Raw genomic sequence first — 18,447 nt, 5'->3', positions numbered from 1 at the left:
GACCAATAACATCCGGGTAGAATGCGTGCGGGTCGATCAGCCCTCGGGAGGTCGGGACGATGAATCAGGTCGAGCGGGCGCGGTGTACGGCATTTGTCGGCATGCGGCGGGTAGCCGCGGGGTCGTTGGCCGAAGTGGCGACGGCGATCCGGCCGATCGTCGAGGCGGGCGAGTCGGGGCCGGTGTTGATCTTCGACGACGCCACCGGCGAGCAGGTCGAGGTCGACTGGCGCGGGACGGCGGACGAGGTCCGGGCCCGGCTGATGGCCGGGACGCCGGCCGAGGCGCCGCGGGGCCCGGGCCGGCCCAAGCTCGGCGTGGTGGCGCGGGAGGTCACCCTCCTGCCCCGGCACTGGGAATGGCTCGGCGCCCAGCCGAGCGGGGCGTCGGTCGCCCTCCGCAAGCTGGTGGACGAGGCCCGGCACGCGGGCGAGGGGCAGGACCGGGTCCGCCGGGCGAAGGAGGGGGCCTACCGCTTCCTCTCCGCCATGGGCGGCAATCTCCCCGGCTTCGAGGAGGCCAACCGCGCCCTGTTCGCGGGGGATGCGTCCCGATTCGCGGCGGAGACGGAGGCGTGGCCCACCGACGTCCGGGACCATGCCCGGACGCTGGCATCCGCCGCGTTCGTTCCGCTGGACGCCGCCTGAATCGTTCCCCCGGCGATGCGGCCCGGGATTCAAGCCTGGGCCCGCTTCGGGCCGAAGCCAGGAGGATCGGGCCGAGGTCGGGATCGGCCGTCGCAGGCACACGAGGAGAGAAGATCCATGCCCGATCAGACGCGGACGGTCGCGCCGGGGGCCGAGGAAAGGTCGGTGAGGGCCGAGGGCGGCGTCATCCTGCGCGTCCCGGCCGGATGGGAGTTGCTGCCGCCGGGGGACGCCACCCTCACGCGGCGGGTCAAGGCGGCGGGGCCGACCTGGACGGTCCAGGAGAAGGTGGGCCGGCGGATGTTCTCGCGCGGGGTGTGGGCCGACGGCGAGTCGATCGCGCGGATCCGGGCCGATCTGGATCGCGAGCGGGCCGACCCGGCCCACGCGAAGAAGGCCGAGGCCCAGGCCCGACGCCGCGAGCGGGTGCAGACCGCCTACGTCGGCACGTTCCGGGAGTCCGTGCTGTCCTTCCTCGCCTTCGACCCGGCCCACGCCGACCTCGCCGAGCGGCTGGCCGACGCCGTGACCGCCCACGCCACGCCGATCGGCAGCGGGACCGTGGCCCGCACCGAACGGATCCCGGTCGAGGAGAGGGCCGAGGCGGCGGTGATCGCCTGGATGCGGCACCAGACCACCGCCTACGACCACCTTTCCATCGCCCGGCGGAAGGGGGAACGCCGCGCCGTGCGGCGCGAGTTGGCCGAGCAATCCCGCCGGGTCCTGGCCCGCTATCGATCCGCGACGGCGGCGGCCGACCCCGCCTGCCCGCTCCGGCTGGCGCTGGCCTCCGGGTGAGCCGATGGCACCGGCCGCCGGCGCCGGATAGAGTGGCCGGTCCCCTGCTCCACCCCGGATTGAGGAGACCGGCGATGTCCTCGCAGCCGCTCGCGCCCGAGACGCTGGAAGGATTGCGGCGCTACAATACGCCGACGATCGCCAACGCGATCGAGATCTTCGACGTGCGCCCGAGGCACGTCGGGTTCCTGCCCCACCAGATCCGCTGCCTCCTGCCCGAGGTCGGGCCGATCGTGGGCTATGCGGTCACGTCGCAGACCCGGGCGCTGCCCCACGACGGGGCCGGGCCCCCGCCGGATCTGGCCGCGGACTACTTCCGATACGCCGCCGCGCAGCCGGGGCCCAAGATCGCCGTGGGGCAGGACCTGGACGATCCCCCCGGCCTGGGGGCCCAGTTCGGCGAGGTGACCGCCACGATCCACCAACGCCTCGGCTTCGTGGGGCATGTGACCGACGGCTGCCCGCGCGACCTCGACGAGGTGTCGGCGTTGGGCTTCGGCCTGTTCGGCCTCAACCCCTGCGTCAGCCACGGCTACATCCGGATCGTCGACTTCGGCAAGCCGGTGCGGATCGCCGGGGTCGAGATCCGGCCCGGCGACCTGCTCCACGCCGACCGGCACGGCGTCTGCCTGATCCCGATCGCCATCGCCGACCGCCTGGCCGACGCCTGCGCCGAGGTCGAGCGGCTGGAGCGGCCGCTCCTGGAACATTGCCGGTCGGACCGGTTCGACCTGGAGGAATACATCCGGCTCCGCGCCGCCATGAAGGCCAGGATCCGCGAGTGACCCGCGCCCGAGGGGTGATGGCGTTGCCCGGCGCCGCCGCCGGCGCCATACTGTCCTGTTTCCATCCCTTGCAGGAGATCCCGCCCGTGCCGAAACGCAAGCCGCCGAGCCAGCGTCCCGAACGCCAGTTGGACGACACCGCCCGGGCCATCCAGCGCATGGCCCAGGAGGCCAGGGCCGCGAAGGACCCCGAGGAGACCAAGGAGGTCAAGCCGAAGTCCCGGCCGTCGATCGGCCCGGTGGGCAAGATCACCGACCGGCCCAAGCCGGGCGGGCCGGTGGTCAGCCCGTCGACCAAGAGGCCGAAGATGGGCGGGGGGGCCTGAGTCGGCCGGCGAGGCCGACCCCGCCCCCCGCCTCCGGCTACCTGCGGATCCCGGGCGGGGTGCCGGGCAACGGGCGGGCCTCGGGGTCGGCCGGGGCCCGATCCAGGGTGATGAAGGCGAACAGGTCGGCCAGCTCGCGCGGGGTCATCTGTTCTTCGAGCCCTTCGGGCATCAGGGACAGCGTGCTGAGGCTGCGCTCCTCGACATCCTCCTTGGCGATGGTCTCGAGCTTGCCGCCCTGGAGCTTGAGCACCAGGCGTTGCGGGCTATCCTCGGCGACCAGCCCGGTCAGGACGCGGCCATCCCTGGTGGCGACGGTGGTCGCCTGGAACGCCTCGCCGATGACCAGGCTGGGATCGAACACGTTGGACAGGAGCTGCTCGAATGAGCCGCGCCCGTTGCGCGTGATCTCGGGCCCGACCTCGTACCCTTCGCCGTAGATCTTGTGGCACTGGCCGCACACCTTGGCGAACACGGCCGCGCCGGCCACGGCGTCGCCCCTGGCCTGGCTCAAGTGGTCCTTCATCCGGTTGATGACATGCTCCCGCGCCGGGTTGCGGCCCTCGCGGATGCTGCCCCAGGTCGCCTTGATCCGGGCGGCGGTCTCGGGGTCCTTGATCGCCCCGAGCCTGCGGACCTGGTTGACCCCGACCGCCGTCGCCGGCACACGCTTGTCCGCGATCGCCGCCACCAGCGCCCGGCCCCAGGGCTCGCGCTGGGTGAGGACTTCCACGACCCGGGGCTGGAGTTCCGGCTCCAGGCCGGGGTAATGCTTGAGCAGGCGATCGGCCACCGACGGGTCGTCGACCCGGCCGAGGGCAGCGATGACCTCGCCCCGGAACCCGACCGAGGCGGACGACTTCTCGGCCAGGAGGGTATCGGCGGCGTCCAGCACCGACCGGTCGCCGGCATCGATCAGAGCGACCAGGGCCCGCGAGCGCTGGGCCTCGGGCCGCTTCGGCGAGAGGAACGCCGCGCGGGCGACCTCGACCCCGGCCGTGTGGCCCAGGGCCATCGAGGCCATCGCCGCGTCGAGGGCCATCGGGGCGTCGCCCGGCCCCTTGAGCAGCGGCTCCAGCCGGGCGGCGACCGATGAGCGGAGCTGGGGTCGGATCGCCTCCGGCAGGCCGGCCCGCCCCTGGTCGGCGAGCATCCGCAGCGTCCGGGAGGCGGCGGCCCGGCCTTCGGGCGACTTCAACCCCAGGAGGAGGCCCAGGAGGGCGTCGGCCGGCTCGGCCTGGGGGCGGGCGCCGGCGAGGATCCGTTCGAAGGCCCGGGGCAGGAGCGCCAGGACCATCGGCGAGTCCAGCTTCGGGTGCGCGGCGATCGTCCGGACGAACTCCGCCGCCCGGTCGTCCAGCAGGGGGTGGAGGTTCTGCCAGACGATCGGGCCGAGCAGGCCCCCCGCGTCGTCGCCGGACAGGGTCGCCAGCAAGGTCGGGAGCGGGTCGATGCCCGCGATCTTGCGCGAGGAGATGGCCACCTGCACCCGCACGATCGGCGAGGGGTCGGCGGCCAGCGACCGCACCGCGTCGCGGATCGCCGGGTCGACCTCCCCGAAGTTGCCGGCCGCGCGCACGCCCCAGGCCCGCACCACCGGGTCGGCGTCGGCCAGGAGCCGGCCGTGGAAGGCCGGGTCGAGCCGGCCGGTGCCGATCAGGGTCCACAGGGCATGCATCCGCGCCTTGCGGGAAGCCCCGGCGTCGAAGGCCAGGGCTTCGAGCTTGGGCCGGGAGGCCGGGTTGTCGCGTTCCCGGAGGATCCTCTGGGCGTTCTCGCGATAATAGATGTTGGCATGGCCGAGCCGGGCGATCAGGGCATCATCCGACTCGCCGGCCAGGTCGAAGGCCGGGGCCCGGGGCGTGTCCTTGTACCGGACCCGGTAGAGCCGCCCGTTGAGGCGATCCACCCCGGCGGGATCGCGGCTGGCGTCCTGGTAGCAGTGGTAGCGGTCGTACCAATCCAGGATGTAGAGGCAACCGTCGGGCCCGACCTTCTGCGAGACCGGCATGAACCAGACGTCGTTGGCCAGCAGGAAGTCGGGGTCGGGCGCCCCCTGGTAGGTCGCCCCCTTGCGGGCGATCCGGTCGACGTTGATCCCGTTGGCGTGGATGTTCCCCATGAACAGCCGGTCGCGATACTGTTCCGGGTAGGCGTCGCTGTCGAAGTACTGGATGCCGCAATAGGCGGCCAGCTGGTGCTGATAGCCGACGATCGATTCCAGCTTCCAGGTGAACGGGGGATAGGGCCCGCCCTGGCGATGGTAGTAGCCGGACTCGGTCAGGTGCCAGAGGTGGTCGATCACGCAGGCACTGGCGAAGGCGTCGCCGTCCTGGTTCCAGGTCACGCCCCAGGGATTGCTGGTCCCCTCGCTGAAAAGTTCGAAGGCCCGCGTCCTGGGGTGGATCCGGAACAGGGCGCAGGTGAAGTCATAGGTCTTCCCCTGGTGGACGATGTGGGCCGGGTTGAAGACCCCGTTCCAGCCGTAGAGCCAGCCGTCCGGGCCCCAGGAAAGCGAGTTGGGCAGCTCGTGGGTGTCGTCCCGGCCGAAGCCGGTCAGGACGACCTCGCGGGTGTCGGCCTTGCCGTCGCCGTCGGTGTCGCGGAGGAACAGGATGTCGGGCGCATTGGCCACCCACACGCCCCCCGCCCCCACGGCGATGCCCGACGGGATGTTCAACCCATCGGCGAAGACCGTGAACTTGTCGGACTTCCCGTCGCCGTCGGTGTCTTCCAGGATCTTGATCCGGTCCCGCCCCGGGCCGGCGGGATGCCGGGGGTACTCCAGGCTCTCCGTGACCCAGACCCGCCCCCGCTCGTCGAAGGTCATGGCGACCGGGTTGACCAGGTCGGGCTCGCTGGCCACCACCTCGACCGTGAACCCGTCCGGGACGGTCATCTTGCGGACCGCCTCCTCGGGCGACAGGGCGGGCCCGGGCGGGCGGTCCTGACGGCGGGGGACGAAGTCGCCTCCCCCCCCCTGGGCCATGATCCGATCCGGGCAGGACAACGCCGCCATCATCGCCGCGGAGGCGATGAGCATCCTACGAACGTGCATCTCGTCTCTCCGGCCGCCTCGCGAGGGATCGATCCGACCCCGATCGGTCGAGTATTTGGCGATCGGCCGGGAAACGCAAGCCTTCGGCCGGCGCTCAGGTGAGGCTGGAGGCCGAGGTGGCGGCCGGAAAATGGTTCGGGGCCTGGTAGAACGGGCGGACTTCCCAGCCGGTATCCTTGCCGGTGTCCACCCAAGCATGATGCTTGACGGAGACCGAGGGGCCGTCGAGTTCGATCTCCAGGAAGCCCGGCGGACGCCCCCCGGTCGAGTCGCGGAGCAATGGGGCGCCGGAGTTGAGGCAGAGCTGGTTGGGGATCGTGGCCGGCTGGAACGCCCAGGCCGCGTGGACGTGGCCGCAGCAGAACAGGTGGGGGCCGATCCCCCGCAGCCATCCGGCCACCTCCTCGGCGTTCTTCATCCGCTTGGGGAACAGCTCCTCGGCATAGGTCGGCGGGGCGATCACCGGGTAGTGGCAGGCGATGATCAGCCGGCGGCTCCGGAGCGACGGCTCGGCGAGGAGGTCGCGGGCCATCCGGAACTGATCGGCCGGGAGCAGGCCCCGGGCCGACAGGTGGGAGCGGGTCGGGTCCAGCCCGAGGATCGAGGTCTCGTCGTCGATCCGGCGGAGCCACGGGAAACGCTCCGACGGGGCATAGGCTCCGAAGTTCACTTCGAACTGCCGGGTCCGCACCGAGCCGGAGGTGTAGCGGTCGTGGTTGCCCGGGATCACGGTCACGCGGGTCGGGTCGGCCAGCAGGATGGACAGGGCCTTCTTGGCGTCGCGGAACTCGGCGGTCAGGGCGGTCGTCGTCAGGTCGCCGGTGATCAGGATATGGTCGGCGCCGATGCCGTGGACGCGGTCCATCACGGCCTGGAGGCGCTCCAGCCGGAAGCTCGCGGCCCGGCCGGCGATCAGGCTGGCGATCCCGACGGCTCGCTTCCCGAACAGGCGCATCGGGTTGTAGGAGTATCGCCAGACGTGGATGTCGGAGAGTTGGATGATGCGCAAAGGCCTGCTCCACGCAGGGGTCGATCAGAGATGCCAGCCGAACCAGCCGACCAGGATGTCGTAGGCAGTATGCGTGCCAACCGCGACGCCGAATCCGCGCACGACGAAGACCCAGGCGAAGAACACCCCGGCCGACCACCGGAAGATGAACGCGAACCAGGTGAACGCCTCGCCCGGCGTCCCGGCGTGATGGGCCAGCGAAAACAGCACCGAGGAGGCGGTCATCGCCAGGGTGCAGGCCGCCAGGGGCGGGATCGCGACCAGCCGCAGGCCCCGGAAGAACGCCGGCACCAGGGCCAGGCGGAACAGGGCCTCCTCATAGAGGCCGGCACCCAGGAAGCCGATCAGGGGGGCGATCGGATGCCCGGTCGGCGGGCGGGCCGTGGCCAGCAGGCCGGGGCCGTCCAGCCGGGAGAAGCCGGCGTCGACCACCCGGCTCAGGCCGATCAGGACGGAGGCCAGGGCCAGGCTCTCGACCAGCATCGCGGCCGGGAAGATCGGCGGGAATCGCCAGTCCCGCCCGTCGATGGCCTGCCAGGCCAGCAGGGCGGTGACCAGGCCCAGCGGCAGGAGCCAGCGATCGGTCAGCCCCAGCCCGCCCAGCCCCTGCCTCAGCCAGGCGTCGGCCCCGGCCCGGAGGCTGTCGGCCGACGACCCGCCCAGCCAGGCCACACCCAACTCGTAGGCGACCAGCATCGGGGCGATGAAGACCAGGCACGGGATCGGCCTCCGCGTGCTGGACCAGTAGGACGGCCCCTCGCCCTCGGCCCGTGCCGGCTCCCCCCACCATCGGTGGTCGTAGCCGTAGCGCGACCGGGCGGGTTTCTGGCGGGGGGAGGTGGGAGCTTTGGGGGGTGCCATGCGTTCTCCATCGGCCCTCCCGCGCGGCCACTCCAGGGGAACGCCCGGCCCTCCGACGGCCGCTTCGAAATCGTCGTTATTTCTGTCGCGACCGGAATCGGTGAAATGTCGGAACTCTTGTGCAGGCATCGTACCGCCGATACTATGGGCTGGATGAAGGGGGGCGGCGTCCGCTTGACGATCCGGGGCGGACGCCCGACAATAGCGTTCCCCGATCCCGGCCTTGTGGCCCCTCGGCAGGATCCCCCCTCCGTGACCGATGACTCGCGATCCCGGATCGATCCGGCGTACCCGGCCGACCGCCTTGCGGCGACGATCCGCGACCGGAAGTCCGCCCGCCGCCAAACTTTCGCCCGCCTTGGGGAGGATGGACGCGTGGCAACGCGTTTCCGACGTTTCGTTCCCTCGACCTTGCTGCTCCTGGGATTGGTCGGCTGCGACGGCTTCGATGCCCCCGGCCCGATCGCGTATCGCGACAGCGAGCGGATGACCCGGGAACTGGCCGGCAAGCCCAAGCTCCAGGCCGCCATCCGCAAGTCGCTGGCGACCCTGTACGGGCCCGACATCCGCCACCTGAACGTCCCCCAGGACTCGGGCCTGCGCGACGGCGGGATCTACCTGGCCAACCGGGTCGTGACCGACGGCAAGGCCCGAGAGGCGACCGAGTTCGACCCCGCGACCGGCAAGTCGAGGCCGATCGAGGGGGGATATACGCTGTTCCGCCGCCACTGCCTCCACTGCCACGGCGTGGCCGGCGGCGGCGACGGCCCCACGGCGACGTTCCTGGCCTATCCCCGGCCTCGCGACTTCCGCCCCGGGATCTTCAAATTCACCTCGACCAGCCCGGCCGGCGCCAAGCCGACCCGCGACGACCTCCGCAAGACGATCAATGAAGGGCTCCACGGCACCTCGATGCCGGCGTTCGACGCCCTCATGACGCCGTCGGAAGTCGACCAGGTGATCGACTACACGATCTTCCTGTCGATGCGCGGCGAGACCGAGCAGTTCCTGGTCGGCGAGGCCGCCCTGGCCGACGACGAGGACGCCGAGAACACCGTCGGCGTGGACGTCGCCGCCGAGGTCGCCGCCACCGTCGCCTCGACCTGGACCCAGGCCAACGAGCAGGTCGTCAACCCGTCGGTCAAGCGGGGCGAGGCGGCCGACGCCAGCATCCTCCGCGGCCGGGACCTGTTCCTCGGGACCAACACGACCGGCAACAAGCTCGAATGCGCCGGCTGCCACGGGGCGAACGGCGAGGGGAACGGCCCGAGCTTCATCGAGAAGCCGATCTTCGACGACGTCGTCTTCCGCCTCAAATCGCTCGACGAGGCGATCGCCCGGCGCTACCGGGCGAACCTCGAAGCGAGCCACGCCGCCGCACACGCCCCCAAGTCCGACGCCGCGGGCGTGGCGAAGTTCTTCGAGGAGAACCCGGCCCTGCTCGCCCAGATGGTCAAGGAGCGCGAGCTGCTGCCGGAGGTCGCCGCGAAGGACTTCCCCGAGTACGCCAAGGCCAACGGCCCCAAGGTGATCGAGGCGGCCCGCAAGGCCCAGCCCCTGCTGGATGACCCCGAGTTCCGCACGTTCCTGCTCGCCAAGTACCAGCTCTGGACCGACGGGTCGCTGGACGCCTGGGGCAACCCGCTCCGGCCGGCGAACCTGGTGGGCGTGGCCGATCGCGGCGTCTTCTACAAGGGGGGGCGGCGCCCCCTGGATCTCTACTGGCGGATCGCCAAGGGGATCAACGGCGCCAAGATGCCGGCGCACGCCGGGCTTTTGACCGACGATCAGATCTGGGACGTGGTGAACTTCGTCCTGGCCGTGCCCGACCGTCCCGAACTGCTCCGCCCCGCCCCGGCCCCCGAAGCGGCCAAGGCGTCGGTGGCCGCTTCGCGATGATCCGGGCGGGCCGCCCCGACCCGGCCACGCGGCCCCGGCCCTTTCGCCACCAGGGGACGGGAGTCGCCAGGGTCGTCCCGATGAATGCCGACGACCGCCGGGCTTGATGACAGAGGAGCTTTTTTCCGTGCGTTATTGGAGCCTCGTCTTCGCCCTGGTGGCGGCCTCGTGCGTCGGTGCCTTCCTGTACGCGCCCTTCCACCCCGACTGGTGGCTGCCGGCCGGGCCCGACCAGACGCTCGGGTTCTGGCACTCGGCGTCGTCGGTCGGCAAGGAGATCGACGCCCTCTTCGTGATCATCCTGGTGATCACCGGCGCCGTGTTCATCGGCACCCAGGTCGCCCTGGTCTGGGCCGCCTGGAAGTACGCCGACGCCCCCGGGCGGGTGGCCATCTACTTCCACGGCAGCCAGCGGCTGGAGATCATCTGGACGATCATCCCGGCGGCCGTCCTGGTGTTCATCTCCCTGTATCAGATGGGGACGTGGGCCAACGTCAAGTTCAAGGGGAACGTCCCCAAGGTCGCGCCGACGGCCGAGGTCACCGGGCGGCAGTTCCAGTGGACGATGCGCTACCCCGGCCCGGACGGGAAGATCGGCACCAACGACGACATCCACCGGGTCAACGACCTCCACTTCGTGAAGGGGACGCCGACGCTGATCTACCTCAAGTCGGCCGACGTGCTCCACTCCTTCTTCCTGCCCGCCCTGCGGATCAAGCAGGACGCCGTCCCCGGCCTCCGCATCCCGGTCTGGTTCGACACGGATCAGGCGGGCAAGTACGAGCTGGTCTGCGCCGAGCTGTGCGGCTGGGGCCACTACAAGATGCGCGGCAACGTGACGGTGCACGCCACCCAGGCCGATTTCGACGATTGGATGCGGTCCGCCGCCCGGGACCAGTCCCGCGACCAGGTCGCCGCGGCCGCCGCACCCGCCGGGGAGAATTGAGGCAACCATGAGCCACCAGCACCACACCCCCGGCGCGGGCCATCCTCCGGTCGGAGGGACGCCGGGCCACCACTACGCCGACGAGGCGGACCACATCCACGCGCTGCCGTCCAACCCCCTCCTCCGCTACGTCTTCAGCACCGACCACAAGGTGATCGGGATCCAGTTCCTGTTCTCCGGCCTGATCTTCTTCGTCCTCGGCGGCCTGCTGGCGATGGCGATCCGCTGGCAGCTGGCCTGGCCGTGGTCGCCGATGCCGATCCTGAGCAAGGCCCTCTGGGCCGACCAGGGCTACCGGATGCCGCCGGAGTTCTACAACAAGCTGTTCACGCTCCACGGCACGGTGATGATCTTCTTCGTGATCATCCCGATCCTGTCCGGGGCGTTCGGCAACTTCCTGATCCCTCTGATGATCGGCGCCCGGGACATGGCGTTCCCGAAGCTGAACACGCTCTCCTACTGGATGATGCCGTTCGCCTTCGTCGCCCTGATCAACTCGTTCTACGTGGTGGGCGGGGCCCCCGAGGCCGGCTGGACCAGCTATCCGCCCCTGGCCACCGCCCGCTGGTCGACCCCCGGTTCGCTCCACGGCCAGACCTGGTGGCTGATCGCCCTCCTGTTCGCCGGGCTGTCGTCCTTGATGGGGTCGATCAACTACATCACGACGATCCTGATGCTCCGGGCCCCGGGCATGAAGATGTTCCGGATGCCGATGACGGTGTGGGCCATGTTCATCACGGCGATCCTCCAGGCGTTCGCCCTGCCGGTGCTGACCTCGGCCCTGGTCATGCAGCTGCTGGACCGGACCGTGGGGACGAACTTCTTCACCCCGGCCAACTGGTCGGTGGCCAACGCCTCGACCGGCGTGGGGGGCGGGCTGCCGTTGCTGTGGCAGCACCTGTTCTGGTTCTACTCCCACCCGGCCGTGTACATCATGATCCTGCCGGCGATGGGGATGATGTCCGACATCATCTCCACGTTCTCGCGGAAGCCCCTGTTCGGCTACAAGCCGATGGTCTTCGCCATCGGCGCGATCGCCGGGCTGGGGTTCATCGTGTGGGGGCACCACATGTTCCAGTCGGGCATGAACCCCGCGCTGGGCGCCACGTTCATGCTCTCGACGATGCTGATCGCCCTGCCCTCGGCGATCAAGGTGTTCAACTGGCTGGGGACGATGTGGGGCGGGCGGATCCAGTTCACCACGGCGATGCTCAACGCCATGGCGTTCGTGTCGATGTTCGTGATCGGCGGGCTGTCGGGGATCTTCATGGCGGCCACCCCGGTCGACATGCACATCCACGACACCTACTTCATCGTGGCCCACATCCACTACGTCCTGTTCGGCGGCAGCACGTTCGCCATCTTCGCGGCGATCGCCTACTGGTTCCCCAAGATGTTCGGCCGGATGATGAACGAGACCTGGGGCAAGGTCCACTTCCTGCTGACCTTCCTCACGTTCAACGCCGTGTTCTTCCCGATGCACATCATCGGGATGCACGGGTTCCTCCGGCGGACCGCCGACTCGTCGGTCTACGACTTCCTCCAGGGGGCCGGGACCGTCGCCATGAACGAGTTCATGACGTACTCGGCGTTCGCCCTCGGGGCGGTGCAGGTCATCTTCGCGCTGAACTTCTTCTGGAGCCTGGCGTTCGGCAAGAAGGCCGAGGCCAACCCGTGGAAGGCCAACAGCCTGGAATGGGTCACGGCGTCGCCGCCCCCGTACTTCAACTTCGAGACGATCCCCACGGTCTACCATCCCGCCTACGAGTTCAGCGTCCCCGGCGTGGTCGGCGACTTCCTGCCGCAGACCGAGCCCCGGCCGCCGATCGCCGGCCCGATGGACCCGATCATGGCCTGACCCGATCCGCTCCGGGCCCGAGCCTCGCGAGAACCGCATGCACGATCCTTCCCGATCCGAACCGAGTCCGACCGCCGGCCCCGCGCCGGGGTCGGGCTACCGCGCCGGGCCGCACTGGATGGCCCTGCTGGCCACGGCGTTCACCTGGCCCCTCCTGTTCGTGGGCGGGCTGGTCACGACCTATCGCGTGGGCATGGCCGTGCCCGACTGGCCCACCACGTTCGGCGTCAACATGTTCCTGTTCAACATGTTCGACACCAACTGGGGGGTCTTCGGCGAGCACGCCCACCGGCTCTACGCCTCGGCCGTGGGGCTGTTCACGATCGTCCTGATGCTCGACTTCCTCCTCTTCGAGCGCCGGGCCCGGGTCAAGTGGCTGGGCGTGCTGGCGCTGGTGGCCGTGATCGCCCAGGGCGTGATGGGCGGGATGCGGGTCCGCTGGAACTGGACCGGCCTGGCCGCCTTCCACGGCGTCTTCGGCCAGGCGTTCTTCGCCTTCATGGTCGCCCTCTGCGTCCTGACCGGGCGGGGCTGGTTCGGCCCGGCCCGGACGGCCGAGGGCGCCGGCAAGGCCCGGCGGATGGTCGCGTCGGCCCTGGGGCTGATCGCGGCGCAGATCATGGCCGGGGCCTGGCTCCGCCACTACCCGTCGCGGATGTCGCTGGTGGTCCACTCGCTCGCGGCGGTGCTGGTCCTCGGGCATGTGGGGGCGGTCGCGTCGAAGTATGCCAGGTCCGGTTCGGGCCTCCGCGAGCTGATCCCCTCGGCCCGAGCGATGGGGCTCCTGCTGATCCTGCAGGTGGCCCTGGGCATCGGGGCGTGGTGGATGCTTCGGCCGTATGACGGCAACCTGCGGCCGGTGACCATGTTCCAGGCGCTGATCCGGACCGGCCACCAGGCCAACGCGGCGCTGCTGCTGGCGGCGGCGGTCGTGATGACGATGAGGGCGTTCGGGCAGATCGCCCCGCCCGACGACGAGCGAGGCCCGGCCGCCCGGCCGAGCCGCGAACTGGAGGCGGTCGCGTGAAGACGGCGGTGACTCTCGGTCCCCCCATGCTCGCCGACGCGGGTGGAGGCGATACCCTGACCTCGTTCTCGGACCGGCTTCCGCTGCTGGTCGCCATGACCAAGCCCCGGCTGACGATGCTGGTGCTCATGTCCGTGGCGACCGCCTTCCTGCTGGGGGCCCGGCAGTCGGCCTCGCCGCTGACGATGCTCTGGACCCTGCTGGGGACCGGGCTGGTGGCGGGCGGCTCCGGCGTCTGGAACCAGATCCTGGAGAGGGACCGCGACGCCCTGATGCGCCGGACCGTGAGGCGCCCGCTGCCCAGCGGCAAGGTCGGCGTGGTCGAGGCGGGGCTGTTCGGCATCGCGCTGGGCGTGGCCGGGGTCGCCATGCTGGCGCTGGGGGCCAACGGGCTCGCGGCGATGGTGGCGGCGGTCACCTTCGTCCTCTACGTGCTGGTCTACACCCCGCTCAAGCCGGTCTCGACCCTGAACACGGCCATCGGCGCGATCCCGGGCGCTTTGCCCCCGGTGATCGGCTGGGCGGCGGCCACCGGCCGGCTCGGCATCGAGGCGTGGGCCCTGTTCCTGATCCTGTTCCTGTGGCAGTTCCCCCACTTCCTGGCGATCGCCTGGATCCATCGCGAGGACTACGCCCGGGGCGGCCACAAGATGCTGCCGGCCTTCGACCCCACCGGGGTGATGACCGGCCGCCAGGCGGCCCTGTATGCCCTGGCCCTGGTCCCCGCCGGGCTGCTGCCCACGGCGATCGGGCTGGCCGGGGCGTGGTACTTCGCCGGGGCCGCCGCGCTGGGGGCCTTCTACCTCCAGGCCGCCGTGCGGTTCTGGCTCGACGTCACCAACGCGTCGGCCAGGCGGATGCTCTACGCCTCGTTCCTGTACCTGCCCGGCATCCTGCTGCTGCTCTTGCTCAACCCGTTGCCGGCCTGAGCGATGTCGCCGTGCCGATCCGACCGAACTTCGTCCCGAGCCGCCAGGTGAGTGTCATGGCCGATGGTGCCACGTTTCCGGTCGCCCTGCCGCTGGACCGCCCGTCGATGGCGCACCCCACGGTCCAGGCCCCCCCGCTGACGCCGGGCAAGGTGGCCATGTGGCTGTTCCTGGCCACCGAGATCATGTTCTTCACCGGGCTGATCGGCACCTACATCGTCCTCCGCGCCGGCGGGTCGCCGACCTCCTACAGCAACCACTATCCGCCCGCGACCGACATCGCCCCGATGCTGGCCGCGAAGGAGCCGGGCCTGGTCGCGTCCGACTGGCCCCGCCCGTACGACCACGACACCAACCCGCTGAGCATCGACCTGACGGCGGTCAACACCTTCATCCTGATCTGCTCGTCGGTGACGATGGTGCTGGGCCTCAGCGCCGTGCAGCGCGACCAGCGACGCAAGGGGGCGCAGTACATCACGGCCACGGCCCTGATCGGCGCGGTGTTCCTGGGCGTCCAGGTCTACGAATACTATCAATTGATGTTCGGGCACCATTACCCGATCGGCGTGAGCCACACCGGCCACTTCACCCCGGACGTGAGCCTGTTCGCGTCGTGCTTCTTCACGATGACCGGGTTCCACGGGGCCCACGTCGCGGCGGGAGTCGTCGCCATGAGCCTGCTGGCGATCCGGGCCTGGACCGGGGCGTACTCGCCGACGAACTACGCCAGCATCGAGGTCGTCGGCCTCTACTGGCACTTCGTCGACCTCGTCTGGATCCTGCTCTTCACGGTCGTCTACCTGATCTGAACGGAAGGAGGCTGTGATGATCGAGCCCCGGAACCTGACCCCCGAGCAGGAACGCTTCGTGGAGTCGCACGCCCCGTACATGAAGGTGTTCTACGCCCTGCTGGTCTTCACGGTGCTGGAATACCTCTACGCCCGGTTCCTGCCCCTGTCGTTCACGATGCTGGTCGCGGGCCTGATGACGATGGCGATCATCAAGGCGACGCTGGTCGGGATGTACTTCATGCACCTGAAGTTCGAGGGCCGGTGGATCTACATGATCCTGGTCCCGGTCTGCCTGCTGGCGATCGTCGTCGTGCTGGGGCTGATCCCCGACATGGTCCTCCACGAGAACGCCGACCAGGGCCCGGCGGGCATCGCCGCCCCCGAGGTCGTGAAGCCGGCCTGAACCTTTCGAATTCCGCCCCCACCCCGCCCCGGACGGACGGTCCCTTGCCGAAAGCTTCCTACCGCCTCGGACTGCTGCTGGTCGCCGCCGCGATCCTCGGTTCCCTCCTGCTCGTGGTGGCCGGCTCGGGCCGGCGCCCCGCCTCGGTCCGCGCCGGGCGCGACCTCGGCGACGGCTACCCGCTGGGCTCGTACAAGCTGAACGAGCGATCCGGCAAGTCGATCACCGAGGCCGACCTCGCCGGCGACGTCTGGGTGGCCGCGTTCATCTTCACCCGCTGCCCATCGTCGTGCCCGCGGATCTCGGCCGTGATGAAGAGCCTGCAGCAGCCCCTCGGCCAGGCCGGGGTCCGGATGGCCTCGATCACGGTCGACCCCGATCACGACACCCCCGCCGTCTTGGCCGACTACGCGAAGGGCCTGGGGGCCGACCCGAACGGCTGGTGGTTCCTGACCGGGCCGAAGTCCGACGTCTACGACCTGATCCTGAAGCAATTCAAGCTCCCCGTCTCCGCCTCCTCCGAGGAGGATCAGAAGCACGGCGCCGAGGCCGTGGCGCACAGCAACCGGCTGGTCCTGGTCGATCGCGGCAACGCCGTGGTCGGCGTGTTCGACTCGACCGACAAGGCCGAGCTGGCCGAGCTGGTCGCGCAGGCGAAGCGGCGCGGCTCGTGGGCCCGCGACCTGCCCGCCGTCAACGCGGCGCTCAACGGCACCTGCGCCCTGCTGCTGGTGATCGGCTGGATCCTGATCCTGACCAAACGGGTCAAGGCCCACGCCATCTGCATGATCTCGGCCGTGGTCGTCTCGGCGGTCTTCCTGGCCTGCTACCTGGTCTACCACTACGAGGTCGGCAGCGTCGCCTTCCGGGGCGTGGGCGCGGCGCGGACGCTGTACTTCACGATCCTGCTCTCGCACACGATCCTGGCCACCTTCGGGGTCGTCCCTTTGGTCGCCCTGACCCTCACGCATGCGATCCGCAGCCAGTTCGCCCGCCACGCCGCGATCGCCCGGGTCACGTTCCCGATCTGGCTCTACGTCTCGGTCACGGGCGTGGTGATCTACTGGATGCTCTACCGGATGCCGGTGAACCCATGAAGACCCTCACCCCCTGGCTCATTCTGGCCGTCGTCCTCCTGATCGCCTCGGACACCCTGGCCTGCCCCAACTGCCGCGAGGCCGTGGCCAACCAGGCGGGCGACGCCGGCCGGCAGGCCAACGGCTACGCCTGGAGCATCCTGTTCATGATCGCCATGCCCTTCACCCTCCTGGGGACGGGCGTCGCGATGGTCGCCCGCGCCGTCCGGCGCGGTGCGATGCCGGAGATGTGAGGCTGTTGTGACTGATAGAAGGATTACAGAGGTTGATAACCACTGAATAATTTGTTTTTCCGAAAGCTCCTTGAGAATATTTATTGCATTCTGATACTAAGGTGAAATGTTCTTCGAAGCTCGCTCGAACGATGCTTAATCGGCAAGGATAGAAGATGCTCCTTTGCGATTCTGATATTCTCGCACTGCTTGAGGCGATGAGCTTTGCGACCGAAGACGCAAAGCGTCCGTTCAAGCCTGACGAACAGGTGCGACCTGCCTCGATTGATCTGAGGCTCGATCGCTGCTTTTGGATACCACGTAAGGCGCATGGCAAGAGTATTAGTTTTCTTGGTCCGGCACTTGGACATCTCGACACACAACGTTTGTACCGGAAACGGTGGATGCGTCTTGGCGAGGGGATATCTCTAAAACCCGGTGAGTTGATCCTTGCTCGCACCTACGAAATTTTTACGCTTCCTAACGGTTTCGCAGGCAAGCTTGAAGGGCGGAGCTCTTTTGCCAGGCTTGGTCTTTCGATTCACTGCACAGGGGATTTTATCAACCCTGGTTGGCGTGGTAGAATGCCACTACAGTTAGTGAACCACGGCCGTGTGCCGATCGTAATTACACCCTTTATGGATATTTGTCAGTTACTAATTGTCAAGACAACCGGCGAAAGTGCGAAGCCTTACGACGCGCCTGACTTGGCCAGCAAATACATGAACGAAGAAGGCGAGCCATCCCGCTATTGGATGGACGCACGCATAAAGAAACTCAGAGAAGCCTGTGGCAAGGTGGATCTTGATGCTCACATCCTTGCCGAATTCGAACGAACGCTTGGTAAGAAGGACGTGCGGATTCTCGACCGATTTGCGACGTTTCTTGGACGTCTGCCTCACGGCCAGTTAACGAATGCCCAGGAAATTATCGATCGGTTTTCTGTAGCAGAGAAGAATAGCAGGGATTGGAAGACACGACGGCAGACATTTTTCAAATGGCTACCATTCTTTTCCCTGAGTGTTTCGATCAGCGTGCTCCTAAAGCCACCCTATTACTGGGCTCATTGGGTATTATGGAGCATCACAGCAATTCTGCTCGTGCCAGGATTTTACTACATGTTCTTTGCTGAGCCGCCGGGCGAATATTTTCTTGACCCCGAGTCTGAGCATTAGTTCTGAGAATCGGGGTGGCATTCACAAGTGACGGCCGACAGTTCGACGAGTTGAAATCGAAGTTCGTCGCCGAATTCGCCTTTGACTGTCCCAGAAAATTCCTCAAGGGGTCGGGCGACCAGAAGCATGTCGCCGTAGAGTGGTCGGTAAATCACGAAACTTTCGTCGCTGTCGACCTTTTGTGCGACGCCGATCACCTCGTAAAGTTTGCCCTTGAAATGGCGATAGACGCCCGGTTGTACGTTGATGGATGCCATTCGTAATGCCTCATCTGGCGGGGGATTATTCAACCGCCTCACTCAATATCGGAAAAGCTCTCTCCCGACGCCAGAGATATCTGGCGTACTTCATTTACCTTGCCTGAATCCTACCTCGATTTGAACACGAGAGGCGAGTATCGATAAGGCCCTCAAGGCAGGTCAAAAATCGCGAGGCTGCTCGGGATTGTGTTCGATTATCGACCGTATTGCAGCGATTCCGGCAGCAGCCGACCCCGGAACTTAATCTCCTTTCCTCCAGGACGAGGCACCAACCGGAGCCTCGCTGTACAGAATCTCCGTCTTGCCTGATCGGATATCCAGGCAAGAAAATTCCGTCAGTGAGCAGCGTGAGTAACCTCAGACGGA

General features: G+C 68.4%; 18 protein-coding genes. 14 read left to right on the top strand and 4 right to left on the bottom strand.

Translation table 11 applies throughout. The features are described 5' to 3' along the window. The first annotated feature begins 59 nt into the window (after nt 1–59). From TA3x_RS20540 to TA3x_RS20525, 4 genes are all read left to right on the top strand, one after another. Nucleotides 60–647 (top strand): DUF2239 family protein, encoded by a 588-nt coding sequence (locus TA3x_RS20540; protein WP_435016539.1) that lies wholly within the window; start codon nt 60–62, stop codon nt 645–647. Between the two features lie 117 nt (nt 648–764). Continuing rightward, a complete protein-coding gene (locus TA3x_RS20535; RefSeq protein ID WP_435016538.1) occupies nt 765–1,445 on the top strand; it encodes a DUF2293 domain-containing protein in 681 nt (226 codons plus the stop codon). A gap of 74 nt (nt 1,446–1,519) precedes the next feature. Beyond that, a complete protein-coding gene (locus TA3x_RS20530) occupies nt 1,520–2,230 on the top strand; it encodes an RraA family protein (RefSeq protein ID WP_435016537.1) in 711 nt (236 codons plus the stop codon). Further along, complete coding sequence (locus TA3x_RS20525; protein ID WP_435016536.1) at nt 2,227–2,556, top strand: hypothetical protein; 330 nt, start codon at nt 2,227–2,229, stop codon at nt 2,554–2,556. Before TA3x_RS20530 ends, TA3x_RS20525 begins: the two co-directional genes overlap by 4 nt. 37 nt (nt 2,557–2,593) lie before the next feature. Here TA3x_RS20525 and TA3x_RS20520 read toward each other — a convergent pair whose 3' ends face one another. The 3 genes from TA3x_RS20520 to TA3x_RS20510 form a co-directional block, all read right to left on the bottom strand. Further along, the gene (locus TA3x_RS20520; RefSeq protein ID WP_435016535.1) at nt 2,594–5,614 is read right to left on the bottom strand and encodes a PVC-type heme-binding CxxCH protein; all 3,021 of its coding nucleotides are present in this window, start codon (nt 5,612–5,614) and stop codon (nt 2,594–2,596) included. Between the two features lie 94 nt (nt 5,615–5,708). Continuing rightward, a complete protein-coding gene (locus tag TA3x_RS20515) occupies nt 5,709–6,623 on the bottom strand; it encodes a metallophosphoesterase family protein (RefSeq protein WP_435016534.1) in 915 nt (304 codons plus the stop codon). A 24-nt stretch (nt 6,624–6,647) separates the two neighbouring features. Beyond that, a complete protein-coding gene (locus TA3x_RS20510; RefSeq protein WP_435016533.1) occupies nt 6,648–7,484 on the bottom strand; it encodes a CPBP family intramembrane glutamic endopeptidase in 837 nt (278 codons plus the stop codon). A gap of 375 nt (nt 7,485–7,859) precedes the next feature. On the opposite strand from TA3x_RS20510, the gene TA3x_RS20505 reads away from it, so the two are divergent. The 10 genes from TA3x_RS20505 (at nt 7,860) to dcd (ending at nt 17,821) form a co-directional block, all read left to right on the top strand. Next, entirely contained in the window at nt 7,860–9,383 is a 1,524-nt protein-coding gene (locus tag TA3x_RS20505; protein WP_435016532.1) for a c-type cytochrome, read from the top strand. Between the two features lie 127 nt (nt 9,384–9,510). Beyond that, the gene (locus TA3x_RS20500) at nt 9,511–10,329 is read left to right on the top strand and encodes a cytochrome c oxidase subunit II (RefSeq protein ID WP_435016531.1); all 819 of its coding nucleotides are present in this window, start codon (nt 9,511–9,513) and stop codon (nt 10,327–10,329) included. Nucleotides 10,330–10,336: 7 nt separating this feature from the next. After that, the gene (locus tag TA3x_RS20495) at nt 10,337–12,187 is read left to right on the top strand and encodes a cytochrome c oxidase subunit I (protein ID WP_435016530.1); all 1,851 of its coding nucleotides are present in this window, start codon (nt 10,337–10,339) and stop codon (nt 12,185–12,187) included. Nucleotides 12,188–12,224: 37 nt separating this feature from the next. After that, on the top strand, nt 12,225–13,214 hold the full coding sequence (locus TA3x_RS20490; protein ID WP_435016529.1) for a COX15/CtaA family protein: 990 nt from the start codon (nt 12,225–12,227) through the stop codon (nt 13,212–13,214). After that, entirely contained in the window at nt 13,211–14,143 is a 933-nt protein-coding gene (gene cyoE / locus TA3x_RS20485; RefSeq protein ID WP_435016528.1) for a heme o synthase, read from the top strand. The genes TA3x_RS20490 and cyoE overlap by 4 nt, the downstream gene beginning before the upstream one ends. A gap of 11 nt (nt 14,144–14,154) precedes the next feature. After that, complete coding sequence (locus tag TA3x_RS20480) at nt 14,155–14,952, top strand: cytochrome c oxidase subunit 3 (protein ID WP_435016527.1); 798 nt, start codon at nt 14,155–14,157, stop codon at nt 14,950–14,952. A 16-nt stretch (nt 14,953–14,968) separates the two neighbouring features. Beyond that, entirely contained in the window at nt 14,969–15,337 is a 369-nt protein-coding gene (locus tag TA3x_RS20475; RefSeq protein WP_435016526.1) for a cytochrome C oxidase subunit IV family protein, read from the top strand. Between the two features lie 44 nt (nt 15,338–15,381). Then, on the top strand, nt 15,382–16,434 hold the full coding sequence (locus tag TA3x_RS20470) for a DUF420 domain-containing protein (protein ID WP_435016525.1): 1,053 nt from the start codon (nt 15,382–15,384) through the stop codon (nt 16,432–16,434). After that, a complete protein-coding gene (locus TA3x_RS20465; RefSeq protein ID WP_435016524.1) occupies nt 16,431–16,667 on the top strand; it encodes a hypothetical protein in 237 nt (78 codons plus the stop codon). The genes TA3x_RS20470 and TA3x_RS20465 overlap by 4 nt, the downstream gene beginning before the upstream one ends. Before the next feature lie 155 nt (nt 16,668–16,822). Further along, complete coding sequence (gene dcd / locus TA3x_RS20460; RefSeq protein ID WP_435016523.1) at nt 16,823–17,821, top strand: dCTP deaminase; 999 nt, start codon at nt 16,823–16,825, stop codon at nt 17,819–17,821. On the opposite strand, the gene TA3x_RS20455 is transcribed toward dcd, so the two are convergent. Beyond that, nucleotides 17,818–18,078, bottom strand: coding sequence for a DUF1653 domain-containing protein (locus TA3x_RS20455; RefSeq protein ID WP_435016522.1), 261 nt, complete (start codon nt 18,076–18,078; stop codon nt 17,818–17,820). The genes dcd and TA3x_RS20455 overlap by 4 nt on opposite strands. Nucleotides 18,079–18,447: the final 369 nt, after the last annotated feature.

Source organism: Tundrisphaera macrotermitis (assembly GCF_051175315.1).
Taxonomy (GTDB): domain Bacteria; phylum Planctomycetota; class Planctomycetia; order Isosphaerales; family Isosphaeraceae; genus Tundrisphaera.
Note: the sequence above shows the minus strand (reverse complement) of the source record. Positions and strands in the feature narration are given on the sequence as shown.

Excerpts from the sequence above, each read along its gene's own strand:
- TA3x_RS20540 (WP_435016539.1), top strand. The coding sequence starts at position 60 with ATGAATCAGGTCGAGCGGGCGCGGTGTACGGCATTTGTCGGCATGCGG.
- TA3x_RS20535 (WP_435016538.1), top strand. The coding sequence starts at position 765 with ATGCCCGATCAGACGCGGACGGTCGCGCCGGGGGCCGAGGAAAGGTCG.
- TA3x_RS20530 (WP_435016537.1), top strand. The coding sequence starts at position 1,520 with ATGTCCTCGCAGCCGCTCGCGCCCGAGACGCTGGAAGGATTGCGGCGC.
- TA3x_RS20520 (WP_435016535.1), bottom strand. The coding sequence starts at position 5,614 with ATGCACGTTCGTAGGATGCTCATCGCCTCCGCGGCGATGATGGCGGCG.
- TA3x_RS20510 (WP_435016533.1), bottom strand. The coding sequence starts at position 7,484 with ATGGCACCCCCCAAAGCTCCCACCTCCCCCCGCCAGAAACCCGCCCGG.
- TA3x_RS20495 (WP_435016530.1), top strand. The coding sequence starts at position 10,337 with ATGAGCCACCAGCACCACACCCCCGGCGCGGGCCATCCTCCGGTCGGA.
- TA3x_RS20490 (WP_435016529.1), top strand. The coding sequence starts at position 12,225 with ATGCACGATCCTTCCCGATCCGAACCGAGTCCGACCGCCGGCCCCGCG.
- TA3x_RS20475 (WP_435016526.1), top strand. The coding sequence starts at position 14,969 with ATGATCGAGCCCCGGAACCTGACCCCCGAGCAGGAACGCTTCGTGGAG.
- TA3x_RS20465 (WP_435016524.1), top strand. The coding sequence starts at position 16,431 with ATGAAGACCCTCACCCCCTGGCTCATTCTGGCCGTCGTCCTCCTGATC.
- dcd (WP_435016523.1), top strand. The coding sequence starts at position 16,823 with ATGCTCCTTTGCGATTCTGATATTCTCGCACTGCTTGAGGCGATGAGC.
- TA3x_RS20455 (WP_435016522.1), bottom strand. The coding sequence starts at position 18,078 with ATGGCATCCATCAACGTACAACCGGGCGTCTATCGCCATTTCAAGGGC.